Genomic DNA, 12,711 nt, shown 5'->3' on the forward strand with positions numbered 1-12,711 from the left:
AGCCGGCGCATAATAATACCGCAGGAAGTGCCAAAACACGGCATTTCTACGGTAAATTTCACATTTTTCTTATGTACAGTTGCTTTTCAGCCCCCTCCCTCGAATTTCGCGGTCTTGTACGCGAGAGGGGGCGGCGGTCTCCGGGCAGTGGCTCACAAGGATTCACACCCGCCCCCGGGCCGCTGAATTCCATTTCACTCTTTGAAGATCCCTGTCTTACATCATATTCTTTCTCCTTAGTCCAAAACACTTGCATTTGTTTAACATTTGCAATACAAATTATTCAGGAGGTGATCTTATGCCTAAGACTGCAAATATAAATGTTCGCGTTGATCCCGATCTCAAGGCACGTGTCGAGAAGCTTTATGGAAGCTTCGGACTTTCCGTAACTGATGCCATCAATATCTTTCTGCATGTTTCCCTGATGGAGGGCGGCCTTCCATTTAAAGTCCGTCAACCCAGATACAATGCGGAAACAGAAGCTGCCATTGAGGAGACCCGCAAGATTATGGACGGTTCAATACCAGCCAAACGCTATGCTTCCGTCGATGACATGAAACCATCGATTTTATTATAACCAGAAAGGTAGTGTCAGCCCTGCAGAGTGTAGGGCGTAAGACACAATTATGGTGTAAATGCTGTAGTTCTAATAAAAAATGGAACGCAATGAGGTGGATTAATAAGTGATTTCAGTGACTTGATTAATGTCTACAAGAAAAGGTCGGGTATCTCTGCCAAGGAGTTAGGCGAAGGCACTCACTGGCATCGGATCAAATATTTATAAGTATGTACGCGGGTCCAGGCTGCCGTCCGAGCCCGGTGTTGTGGATTTGATTTCGGATTATATGAAAATGTCAAGTGAAGATCGCAATAAGCTGCGCGATTACTGGCGCATCGAACACTTCGGAAAGGAGCGTATCGCACTCTGGCACGAGATCGAGACAATGCTGTAGCATTTCCGTCTCACACCAGTCGCAACAGATTCCTATATGTTCGAGCATAGACTCCCCGACAGCTTGCTTCAACATCCCATAAGCTATCTTCACGGGAACCTGAATGTTCAGCAGGTGCTTCTCGCGGTGACAAAGATAACCGTCTTTACATCAATAACACCGTGTTCGTTGAAAATATGGCAGATGAGCATTGAAAGCCGATATCTGATGTATTCTGATTCACATGATCGATTATCCCAGAGACTGAATGAATTCAATATCTGGGATAATCACTTTTCCGATTTTAGTTTCATTAACTTGCTTTTATCAATCTTTCCTTCAGATATCGTATTTTCTACCCATAAATTAAGTGAATCCACAAGAATCGTTAACTGTTCAAGGCGATCTTGAATCTTTACAAAATCTGATAGCTCATCATCTGAAATTTTTCCGTCGGACGTGATTGCAATCAATCGCCGTTTTATATCTTCTAAATCCTCGAAAGAAGAAAGCATTTTAAGCACAATTTCTGATAATGAGGATAATTGGATGGATGGCACATATTCCTTTCCGATGACACATTCATGGGAACAATAATAATTGCAAAGTTCCGGATGCTTATAAGCCTTTGCCAATTCAATTATATCCTCAGGCATAACCTGCGCAATTCCATACTCAATACGTTCTAGACGACTTTCTGATATTGTCGTCATCCGATTGGCTGCCTCTTCTCTTGTTAGTCCAAGCTCATCATTTCGAATTGTGAAATATATATTTTTGTCCGATTTAATTGATTTTTTTCCCATTTTTCTCCATTAATGTATATGGTGTAACCCAGTGTCCACTTATGCGCCAATAAGTGGACATTTTGTCAAGAAGACATTTATGCCACAAAATGCTCTTTACATGAGTAGCATCTGATAGGCTTTTCTGCCGTGGCAAAGGCAACGTGGAATAATGTCTTCTTAGCCGGCCACTATAACGCTTTCCTGACTTGAGTGGTCGATATGAATGCATCGTAGCTTGCACAATATGCAAAGCCGGCCGTTAGAGGACGTTCCATGCGCATATCTATTTTCTTCGTATTGTATTATACACTAATTCGTGAAAAAACGGGAATTAAAACCCTTGTTTTCACATATACCGTTGTATATTTCACAGTGGCGAAGTCGTAATATAAAACCATCGAAACTAAATATAAAAAACAGTGCAGATCCTGAAATAAAATGATCGTCCTTCTGAGAAGTAGGGATAGATGCACAATATATACTCATCCGGAAAAACGAGTAGGAGGATTCCACATGATCAGCCCGTTTTAAGTCCTCCTATAATGATTATCTGCGAGAATCCGGATGAGTACCCGCAGATAAATAATAAAAAGGAAGTGAACGTATGGATGTGAAGCAAAGAATAGCTACAATAAAAATTCTTGACCTGATGAGATTACTGCCTGATTTTTGCCACTCTATTGGTCTCCATGATCTATCAACATTTATGGATAAAACAATGTCGGGAAAAAAGACTATTACAGTATACAAAGGGGGCAAAGGGGAAGCCGGAAGATGATAGCCTTGATATTTTTAATTATTATCGTAATGATCGTTGGAATCATAAAAATATTTGGATGGTTTGTAAGTGCTGTTTTCCATCTAATGCCGTTCCTGTTTGGGGTATTTTTAACAATAGGTGTCTTTGCGATTGCAATATACTTTTTCAGTTGGATCGGCATTATAGCAACAGCCATCCTTCTTGTCATTGGATGTTACACAGGGATTCGAAAAAGATAATTTTATAAAAGAAGAGAGGAGAATTTTATGATCAGAAAAACCAGAAGCGATTGTACTGTAGGTGCATTTGAGCGAACAAGAGGGCTTCCGCCAGGAACAGTCAGAAATCCTGGTGGTCGAGATACTCGGAGTGACAAAAAGATAGGTACGATTAGAAAGCAGTATAAAAAAGGACGGTGATATTTGTTATGAATCAAATTTTGAAAATTCTGCTTATTGTCTTTGTAATCATATATGTCGTATCGCCATTAGATATGGTGCCTGGGCCCATAGATGACGTTATAGTCGCTATACTTGGGATTGCTGCTCAGAAAGCTATAACAGATAGAAAGGCTCAAGAGTGAACTACTCATGACTAAAGTTACGAGTGTTATCCTGCTTAACTATAAATGAAGAAAATTTAAAGCCCTACATAAAGTGCATATTGCGCCGAAACGGCGCAATATGCGAAAAACTAAAATATGGAAAATAGAACAAACCACTTATTGAAGAGCTGTAAATTTTGCAACCATTTCATCAATTAATTCTTGCTGTTGGGTGGCCGTTAAGTAATCAGACGTTCGTAAAACCATGGTCCCTAGAAGATAATCTTTTTCGATTCCGAGAATTGTTGGCATGTTTAAAAGATATTGATAACGACTATTAGCGGATTCCTCATCAGCGAATGTCTCAACCGTTCCACCTCCAATATTTCCAAGATCAACAGTATCTCCTGTGTCGAAATATTGAATTTTATCTTTCGGGACTTTTTCATATCTGAAATAGACTTCGGAGGTATATCCACCCTGTTTGTTTAAAAGACCATTCGGATCATGCTCCTCAGTTACAGGCTGTATCGCGCTTATCCCCTCAATTTGTTGCAATCTTGATATTACAAAATCTTCTGAAGATGAAGTAATCTGTTTTTGTATCCTAATACTATTTTCTAAATCTGTTTTTTTACTGTCAAGATCATCGATAACCGCTGAATAATCTGGTACCTGAATATTTGCTGTATCATCCTTTATAGTTTGTATCTCATCTACGGTTTCTGATTCTTTCTTTTGGCAATCTGCCTTCTTGCTTTCAAGATCGGATTTTGACAATTTGAAATCATCTGACGTCAGTTTTACTTCTTCTAGAATTTTCTTCTTCTCTGGCACAGTCTGCATGGTACCACTTGCAGAAGATATGGAATCATGAAGAGCAGAAACTTTCGAGTCATCGTAAGGTTTTTCTCCTGAATTAATTAAATCCTGGGCCTTGTTGATAGAGTCCTGCAACGTACTATTAGCTTCTGAAAACGGAACGAGCGCATCGTTATATGCTTTTACAGCATCATTATAATCTGAATATTTAATATTGAGCGTTGCTACTTGGTTTTTATAATTCTCATATGCTTTATCATGCGGGACTTTAATTCCATAATAATATCCCAATCCAGTGGCAGCGCATATTGCAATTATTGCAACGGTTAGAATAAGTTTTAGCTTTTTGCTCAATGGCTTTCTTTTCTCACATTGTTTTGGGTTTGACTGAGTAACAGCCTCCGTATTGGGTTTGTTTTCTTTGATAGTTTCTGCTGTTTTCTCAGCATCATTTTCTTTACTGGAAACCTCTGCGTTTTCTGCAATAGGGTATCCACAATAGGGACATTTTTTCGCTTTGCTACTGACTTCATGACCACATTCCGGGCATTTTATTAATGGCATTTTTCCCACCTCCTCATTGATTGCCATGTATTAACCTGAATTATTCACCGAGGCAGGGATTTCCCAAAACCACGGGTGAAATCCTTTGAAAATCGTATCATCATTTTTGAAAACGAGTTATCCGCATATAAATGGGCGCACTGATAGACCTGTCCACAATGTAGGTGACCAATTCAAAAATCAAGGTTCGCTTATGGTGGCAGCGCCGCCGGTAACTGTTACTATTCCAACAGTGGAGCAGGTTTTAATGCTCTTATGTTTGCCAGAGTTTCGAAGAACTCTTCCTTATAAGGGCAGTTGCTGCACAATTTGAATGTTATATATCCCGCTGAATGCACCGCCCTGGCGGCAATCTTCAGCAGCTTCAGCCTGATGGCATTGATCCGCAGCTTTCTCATCTTTACGGACAGAACCAGACAACGGAACCAGTTAAATAAGTTGTATGCCAGCATATGTACACGCAGCCTGTTTGCGTTGACGATACGAGAATGGCTGCTCACGGAAGAAAAGTCAAATCCGCTCTTTGCTTCTTTGATAAAGTTTTCAATCTTTCCGCGGCCACAATAGAACAGGATCACCTTATCCGGTGACATTTCCATCGTAGTCACAACGAAGGTGTACATATGGACAAATTGGCCATATGACTTCTCTATCTTGAATACTACTCTTCTCGGATGAGACCACGTAGAGGCTTAATACATGAATTCTCCGTACTCCAAAGCATAATCAAGGATGTTATCCTTTGTTGCACGGGTAAGGGCTTCGTCTTCGTCAGCTGCTAATTCCCTGAGCTTTTTATTCTCTTTGAGGCGGATCGCATTCTTGCAGTCATGCTCTTCGCAAGCCTCATACAGCTCGGGAAAAGTAAATCCGCTGTCGCCGCGAAGGTAAAGGCCGAGTGAAGCATATTTCTCACAGCATTCCTTCATCAGCGGAGTCATGAATTCACCGGATCCCTTGGTGCAGTACTGTGTCCCATCCCGGAGTTCCGCCTTCAGCAGATCCCCAGTAAGGCCATCGAAGCATAGCAGCGGATGATAGCCATGAGAGCTCCTTTCTCTGGTGTTTTGTTGATCTTTGAGCAATCACATTTTACCAGAAATCGAGCTCTTTTTTATGCTCACTTATCAGATGAAGGCAAAAAACTTGAAAAACGAAGTAACTATGCGGCTTTCAGCTGCAATCATCGTGTAACGGTGAATAATTCAGGATTAATACTATTTTATCCCATTTTCATTTATTCATCTTCGATTTTTATATATTTATCCTGAATTATTCATCGACGTTGGGGTTTCCCAAACCAACGTATGAAATTTTAAAAAAATCGAATCCGGATTTTTGAAACTGCTTTATCAACATAAAAATGGGCGCACTAATCTATCTGTCAAAAATGCAGATAACGGATTCAAAAATCAAGGTTCGTTTATGGCGGCAAAGCCGCCAGTAACTCTTGCTATTCCAGCGTCAACTTCCCGAAAAAATTAACCCTCAAAGCTGCATGAGCCCTCATTCCTCGTCTGAATCCGATTTTCCTGCAAGGAATTTTATGATCTCGTCGTAGGATCGTGGGCTTGCTTCGATTGCCTTCAGCAGCTCCTGTTTCTGGAGCTCCTGCTTCTTTTTCTGAAGCTTGTTCAACTCTTCCATTGCCGCATCATATTTGTCTTTTGCCTGGAATACAGCCTGATGGGCTTTTTCGATCTTTTCGTCCAGTGTAATGGTTCGCCTTGTTCTAGCCATAGTGATGCTCCCTCCTGTTACTATATGGGCACTTCGTCAAGACAAAGATTCTCAATAGCTGTCCTCCTTTATGCGATCGGATATTTCAGAATAAGCTTGTCATGTGTCAATGTATTGATCGCTCCGTCTTAATGAATAAAATTTTTATCATGCGAATTTTTCTGTGACAATCCTATGACATCGAAACTTTTCAAAAAATTTATTCCGGCACTGTGACAGAGCTGTTACCGTAGCTGTGACAATCCTGTGACAGAAATCACTTTCAGTTTACTCTATTTCGCATAATTCTCTATCACTGCCATTTTGCATATTTAGGTATTGACATATCGCGAATATTAGATATAATGTAAGCCATGGATAAAATTGAAATTTTCAAAGCACTATCAAATGAAACACGGCTCAGCATTATTGAGTGGTTGAAGGAACCGGAGAAAAACTTTCCGCCACAGGGAGGACATTTTGATGATGTGCTGGATCTGAAAGGCGGAGTGTGTGTTGGAAGCATCCGCGACAAAGCCGGGATATCACAGTCAACCGTTTCTCATTACCTTGATATGCTGCAAAAAGCAGGTCTTCTTCTTTCAGAAAGGCATGGAAAGTGGACATATTACAGACGGAATGAAAAGACCCTCTCTGCGCTGTTGGACTACTTCGGTCACGAAATTTAAACTGTGTACAGGTTAAACGGGATGAAGATCCCGTTTAATTCAGGGCTTATATATCGACAATACGAGATATAAGCATATATAGAAATGTGTAGAATTTAAGATGCATTTTTCATGTGGAATTGTCAGACCGCCTTATGAGGCTGGCTCCTGTTTTTTACAGGTAACATCAGGTTGTTCGCACAACAAGTGCCGTTTCTGTACGTTTTACAAGGAAGCACCGTTTTCCGTATCTCCGGAGAGTGAGATACGGGAGGGCCTTCAGTAGATCCGGGATTCCGGATGTTTTGTTGGGGCACTTGAAATCAACACCATTCTGGATGCCACGAATGTGTCAAATATGGCACCCGTGTTCGGATGCCTGCCGGATGACAAGGATGCGATACTTGAGAAGCTTCGCAATACGATAGAAAAGGCCGGTGAAGAGCGGCTCCAGAATCACCGGAAAAATATGAGGAGCCTGTAACAGGAAGAAAGACAGAACCGGCCGGAAAATCTATGTGTGCCGAAGATGCTTGTGTTGAAACGGATGATAACGGCATTTGTTTCGTTGTCATTTGATATATAAATGTCATACAAAGAAAGGATGGAATATGAAAATGAATGAGAAGCCTTATGTAAACTATATCCCGGATATGGATTCGCAGAGCAAGGCCGCAAAGGAGTTTATACAGTACTACACTACCCTGCGGACCTCATTGGAGGAGCCAGACTGCACTTTGGAAGAGGGCAGAAGACTTTTTGAAAAATGGGGAGATTTAGGCGCGGAACCGAGGGAAGTCGATTATATTGAGTTTGACGCAGACGGAGTGACATGTATGTGGGCGCTGCCGAAAGAACGCTCGGATGACAGGATACTGATCTGCTGCCACGGCGGCGGCTATACCTATGGAAGCATGTACTCCCACAGGAAGGCGTATGCACACATGGCGAAAAAAATTGGATGCCGGGGACTGTTGGTCAACTACCGCAACACCCCGGAGAATAAATGGCCGGCACCATTGGAGGATGTCGTAACTGTGTATAAGTGGCTTCTCAAGAGCGGGTACAAGCCGGAGCATATTGCCATTACGGGGGACTCTTGTGGTGGCGCCCTCTCGGTGTCTACAACTTTGACGATTCTTGAAGAAGGGCTTCCGATGCTGGCTGCAGTCATGCCAATCTGCCCTTGGTTCGACCTTATGGGAACCACGCCAAGGTATGAGACGAACGATAAGGATGCCCTGAATCCGAGAAGCTCCATTCAGGCATATGGAAATGTCTTGAAGAATGCAGGGACAGATATTGAAGATCCGCATCTTGCCCCTATGTATCTGAAAACGATGAAAGGCTTTCCTCCGGTTTATATCCAGGTAGGCGGAGATGAGAATATGGTTGACGAGGCAGTGATTGTGGCTGACACGGCTCATGATTCCGGCGTTGATGTCAGGGTTGATATTGTCGGCCATATGCAGCATGGTTTTCATCAGCTGGCGGGCAACTGTAAAGATGCTGATGCTGCAATAGAGCGCTATGCTGAATGGGTCAGACCGCTTCTTGGGCTGTAAATCAAGAAGTGCGATTATTCCGAATAATTTAGAAAGAAATCTGAATATTACCAAGAAAAAGGGCAATACGCCAGGTGCTTGTAATATCGACGATATCGGCTGCTAATAAACTATTTGATGGAGGGCATTATGAAACTGACGAAAATCTTTGAACCGATCACGATCAACAAAACGGAGTTTAAAAACCGTATGGTGGTCTCCGCAATGGTTACGAATTACTGTAATGAAGACGGAACGCCGACAGAAAAATTTATGGCCTATCATGAACACAAGGCAAAGGGCGGATATGGGATCATCATCACAGAGGATTTTGCCGTTACAAGGACTGCGGGGGCATCGAAAACACTGGCCGGACTTTGGGAAGACAGACAGGTAGAACCGTGGAGAGTGTTTACGGATCGGATTCACAAGGCAGGTGCAAAGACCATTGCGCAGATCTATCATGCCGGAAGAGAAACATCCAGCCGGATCACCGGTGTACAGCCGATCGCTCCTTCAGCGATCAAAGATCCGACAATGCCTGAAGCGCCGCGTGAAATGAGCATTGATGAGATCCATGATCTTGAGAAGGCGTTTGTAGGTGCCGCATTGCGGGCAAAGGCAGCCGGTTTTGACGGGGTTGAGGTTCACGGTGCCCATGGATATCTGATCAACCAGTTTGTTTCGCCTTTTTCCAACAAACGCTGTGATGAATATGGCGGTACCACAGAGAACCGGACAAGATTCCCACGGGAGATCATACAGGCGATCCGTTTAGCGGCAGGCGAAGATTTCCCCATCTTCTATCGCATGAGTTCGGAAGAATATGTTCCGGGCGGACTGGAAATAGAAGAATCGAAACTGATCGCAAGGCTGATAGAGGATGCCGGTGCGGACTGTATCCATTGTTCACAAGGCGTATTTGCGACCGGACATATCATCATTCCGCCCGCGCCGGTTCCTGTCGGAGGCTTTGCTCATCACGCAGCCGCATTGAAAACGGTCGTAGATATCCCGGTCATCGCAGTCGGCCGGATCAATGACCCGCTGCTTGCGGAAAGCATCCTTGCATCCGGAAGTGCTGATCTTTGCACAATGGGAAGGGCTTCCCTTGCAGATCCCGAAATGCCGGAGAAAGCACGCCGTGGTGACTTTGCTTCCATCCTTCATTGTATCGGCTGTGTCCAGGGATGCGCCGGGGAACATGAGCAGGGGCATCCGATCCGCTGTCTTGTAAATCCTCTCACCGGCATGGAAGACGTATATGATGTTTCCCCTGCTGCAGAGCCGAAAAAGGTTGTGGTCGTTGGCGGCGGAGTTTCCGGCTGTGAAGCAGCAATCGCAGCCGCAGGCAGAGGACACCACGTTACACTCCTGGAAAAATCGGGAGAACTTGGCGGTCAGTGGATCGCAGCTTCCATTCCGATGGCAAAAGGGGATTTCTCGTCTTTCATTGTCTGGCAGAAGCACATGCTGGAAAAGCTTGGCGTGGAAGTACGTTTTCATGTTGATGTCACCAAAGATATATTAGAAAAGATGAAGCCGGATGCCGTCATTCTTGCGACAGGGTCAAATCCTGCCATGCCGCCGATCAAAGGCCTGCGGGAATATGGCGTTGTCGCGCAGAAGGTACTCAGGGGAGAAGCAGAAGCCGGCAACAAGGTCGTTGTGATCGGAGGCGGACTTGTAGGAGCAGAGACAGCGGATTATCTGGCTGAGCATGGCTGCGGGGACGTGACGATTGTAGAAATGCTTCCGCAGATCGTGAAGGATGGCGAACCGGCTCCTACCTATTACCTGAAAAAGAGAATGGCGGAGCATGGAGTAAAGGTGCTTACCTCTGCTGCGGTGCAGGAAGTGAAGGAACACGGCGTCGTGTACAAGAAAGACGAATCCTGTTCTGAGATCACGGATGTTGACACGGTAGTTATCGCTATTGGTGTCCGTGCAAATACAGTCCTGGAAGAGTCCTTAACTGACTGCGATTTTACAATCGTATCTGTCGGAGACTGCCATGAGCGTGCGAAGAATGGATACAGGGGAATCCAGGAAGGCTATGAGGCTGGTATTCTCATCTAATGATAGACTGAAATTCCTCCCAGCGGGAAGACGGAAACAGATGTTCAGCCCAGGTGACGAATTCATCCGTCAGCTCAAACTCATGAAAGAGAGTTTCCTGCATCCCGGCAAGCACCCATTGTAAGAGATAAAAAATGCCACCTGCCGCAGGAATTCACCTGTTGCAGATGGCATCTTCTCCACCATTCTCAAAAATAGCATGCAAGTTCTATCTGCAGGATAAGAATAATCAAATTTTCGCAATGATAAGTTCTCCTTTCTCCCAAGGCGAATATTTATCGCCCATTTCATTTATTGTTTTGGGAGATATTCTCTGCCGTTGGGAGAAGATCTCTACTCCCAATTATATTTTCCTTTCTCCCAATATCCAATCATAATTGGGATTTATATATATTTTTCATTTGCATTCTTCTCTGCTCTTTCACCTTGGCTGATATTCTTCTCGGCATACGATAACTTGCAGCTGCCAGAAATGGCAGCTGTATTTTTTAATAAGGTACTGGCTGTTTACCGCTTACACTTGATTATCTCAAAAATCAGCCGAGTTCAACAGGTACTGACGATTAACCGCTTACTTTCATTCTGAGTCATCTTGCTTTTCTTTTATGTAACAATGTATTAAATAAATCATTGCTAAGACGATATTAATGCAAAGAACAACTCCAATATAAACCAGAGGGCTTTCAAAGATATAATCTATATTATTGGTATAATAACCGCTCCCTAAACTAAATCCAGTTACTGAGTCAATATACTGGACAATTATTGAAAGAAACGGAAGAGTACTTAAACCCAATATGCTAAGAATTATGGTTTTAGAAGCCAAAACCTTCAACGGAGAATCTTTCATCATGACTCCTTTCACTAAATACTGAATTAGTGTTTCTTGCTTTTATTATAGTATCAATATTGTTTATTTTAATATGAATTAAATTGATTTTTCTCTGACCGCGTAACCAAAGTATTGTTGTTTTCGCGCGTTATTTGAAGTCTTTCGACAAATCTCCATGTTTTTCATAACTCACTGTTTGTTAAATTTTATTCTGATTTTATTTGATGTATTATAAATGCAACTTCTGGTTTTTGTTTTATCCGCCAGACGCAGCATCGCTTGCACAGCGTTCTCCAGTTGCCGAAGGTATTCCGGATCATGAGCGCACATGATCCTGCAGGGTATTTGCACAACAATGCGGACAAGCGACATTCTGGATCATGAACGCATGTGATCCTGCATGCCTGCCATCTCAAGGACCTTCACCACCTGAATGGTTTCCTCCATCAGTTCGTCCGCTACCGCATTCTCTCTCCCGTCAATAATCTCCGCAAAGTCCGCAAATTCCTGCGTCATACGGTGCCGGACTGCAGGCGGTAAATAATCCTTTACAATGGATTTCCGCACAGTCGCGCCCGCCGCATCTGTACTGACCGACGGATTTCCCTGATCAAGCGTCTGAATCGTCAGCTTTTCCGGTACGTTCGGCTTCCCGTCTGCACGCATCCATCCCTTTTCTCCCTGGACACTGATGAAACCCGGGCTGTCCGAGTCTTTTGCCGACGCGCATACACAGATGAAGCCGGGATACGTCAGGACAAGAACTCCGGAAGTGTCCACCCCGTTATAGCCCCTGTTTGGGAAATACTCCGCATCCTCCGGCATTCCGAACAGGCCGACACAGTAGTGAATCGTATATACCCCGAGATCGTTCACTGCCCCGCCGTACTGCGCCGGGTCAAACACGGGAGCAATCACACCGTTCAGATACGCATCATAGCTGCGGGAATACTGAGAATAATTACATAGGACAAGCTTTGGGGCCCCAATACCGGGAAGACATTCCCGCATTTTCCGGAAGACAGCGCTGTGCAGCACAGTGACAGCCTCCAAAATGATTCGATTTTTCTCCCTGGCCAGATCGCGCAGTTCCTCCGCCTGACTGCTCTCAAGGACAAACGGTTTTTCCAGAATCACGTTCTTCCCGTGAAACAATGCCTCCTTCGCGTAAGCATAGTGTACACTGTTGATCAGACCGATGTATACCGTATCCGCGTCTGACTGTTCCAGGAGCATTTCGTAATCGGTATAAACCTCCGGTATCCTGTATTGATCCGCGAGACTTCGCGCCTTCTCCCGGCTGTGCGGTCTTCCGAAGATGGCCCGGGTATCAATGCTGCGCAAAGAATCTATTGCATAAAGAGCTTCCTGTACTATTTTTCCGGTTCCAATTATCGCCAGCTTCATATCTATCTCTCCATATCTCCATCAAATACCGCCCATTAGTATCTCCATCCAC

The 12,711-nt window shown here is 43.8% G+C and carries 10 protein-coding genes and 1 pseudogene; 6 read left to right on the top strand and 5 right to left on the bottom strand.

The genetic code is table 11. The features are described 5' to 3' along the window. The first annotated feature begins 298 nt into the window (after nucleotides 1-298). Nucleotides 299-577, top strand: a complete 279-nt coding sequence (locus ACTNDI_RS00615; protein WP_441098819.1) for a type II toxin-antitoxin system RelB/DinJ family antitoxin — start codon at nucleotides 299-301, stop codon at nucleotides 575-577. Between the two features lie 645 nt (nucleotides 578-1,222). On the opposite strand, the gene ACTNDI_RS00620 is transcribed toward ACTNDI_RS00615, so the two are convergent. Next, nucleotides 1,223-1,738: a helix-turn-helix domain-containing protein gene (locus tag ACTNDI_RS00620; protein WP_441098820.1), complete on the bottom strand. Its 516-nt coding sequence runs from the start codon at nucleotides 1,736-1,738 to the stop codon at nucleotides 1,223-1,225. Between the two features lie 586 nt (nucleotides 1,739-2,324). On the opposite strand from ACTNDI_RS00620, the gene ACTNDI_RS00625 reads away from it, so the two are divergent. Then, nucleotides 2,325-2,498: a hypothetical protein gene (locus tag ACTNDI_RS00625; RefSeq protein ID WP_441098821.1), complete on the top strand. Its 174-nt coding sequence runs from the start codon at nucleotides 2,325-2,327 to the stop codon at nucleotides 2,496-2,498. A gap of 703 nt (nucleotides 2,499-3,201) precedes the next feature. Here the strand turns inward: ACTNDI_RS00625 and ACTNDI_RS00630 are convergent. From ACTNDI_RS00630 to ACTNDI_RS00640, 3 genes and pseudogenes are all read right to left on the bottom strand, one after another. Beyond that, nucleotides 3,202-4,437, bottom strand: coding sequence for a zinc ribbon domain-containing protein (locus tag ACTNDI_RS00630; RefSeq protein WP_441098822.1), 1,236 nt, complete (start codon nucleotides 4,435-4,437; stop codon nucleotides 3,202-3,204). 194 nt (nucleotides 4,438-4,631) lie between these two features. Beyond that, nucleotides 4,632-5,459 (bottom strand): annotated as a pseudogene (locus ACTNDI_RS00635) (IS1380 family transposase); the annotation flags it as partial. A 457-nt stretch (nucleotides 5,460-5,916) separates the two neighbouring features. After that, nucleotides 5,917-6,150 carry an ErpK protein gene (locus tag ACTNDI_RS00640; RefSeq protein ID WP_441098823.1) on the bottom strand — a complete coding sequence of 78 codons (234 nt, stop codon included), beginning with the start codon at nucleotides 6,148-6,150 and terminating at the stop codon, nucleotides 5,917-5,919. Between the two features lie 353 nt (nucleotides 6,151-6,503). Between ACTNDI_RS00640 and ACTNDI_RS00645 the strand changes: the two genes are divergently transcribed. The 4 genes from ACTNDI_RS00645 to ACTNDI_RS00660 all read left to right on the top strand — a co-directional run bounded on the left by ACTNDI_RS00645 (nucleotide 6,504) and on the right by ACTNDI_RS00660 (nucleotide 10,420). After that, nucleotides 6,504-6,818, top strand: coding sequence for an ArsR/SmtB family transcription factor (locus tag ACTNDI_RS00645; protein ID WP_441098824.1), 315 nt, complete (start codon nucleotides 6,504-6,506; stop codon nucleotides 6,816-6,818). Between the two features lie 328 nt (nucleotides 6,819-7,146). Continuing rightward, nucleotides 7,147-7,281: a hypothetical protein gene (locus ACTNDI_RS00650; protein ID WP_441098825.1), complete on the top strand. Its 135-nt coding sequence runs from the start codon at nucleotides 7,147-7,149 to the stop codon at nucleotides 7,279-7,281. A 127-nt stretch (nucleotides 7,282-7,408) separates the two neighbouring features. Next, entirely contained in the window at nucleotides 7,409-8,362 is a 954-nt protein-coding gene (locus ACTNDI_RS00655; RefSeq protein WP_441098826.1) for an alpha/beta hydrolase, read from the top strand. 129 nt (nucleotides 8,363-8,491) lie between these two features. Continuing rightward, nucleotides 8,492-10,420 (top strand): oxidoreductase, encoded by a 1,929-nt coding sequence (locus tag ACTNDI_RS00660; RefSeq protein ID WP_441098827.1) that lies wholly within the window; start codon nucleotides 8,492-8,494, stop codon nucleotides 10,418-10,420. Nucleotides 10,421-11,630: 1,210 nt separating this feature from the next. On the opposite strand, the gene ACTNDI_RS00665 is transcribed toward ACTNDI_RS00660, so the two are convergent. Further along, nucleotides 11,631-12,659, bottom strand: coding sequence for a Gfo/Idh/MocA family protein (locus ACTNDI_RS00665; protein ID WP_441098828.1), 1,029 nt, complete (start codon nucleotides 12,657-12,659; stop codon nucleotides 11,631-11,633). Nucleotides 12,660-12,711: the final 52 nt, after the last annotated feature.

The sequence above is a fragment of the Bilifractor sp. HCP3S3_D3 genome (genome assembly GCF_052063915.1).
In the GTDB taxonomy this organism is placed as follows: domain Bacteria; phylum Bacillota; class Clostridia; order Lachnospirales; family Lachnospiraceae; genus Bilifractor.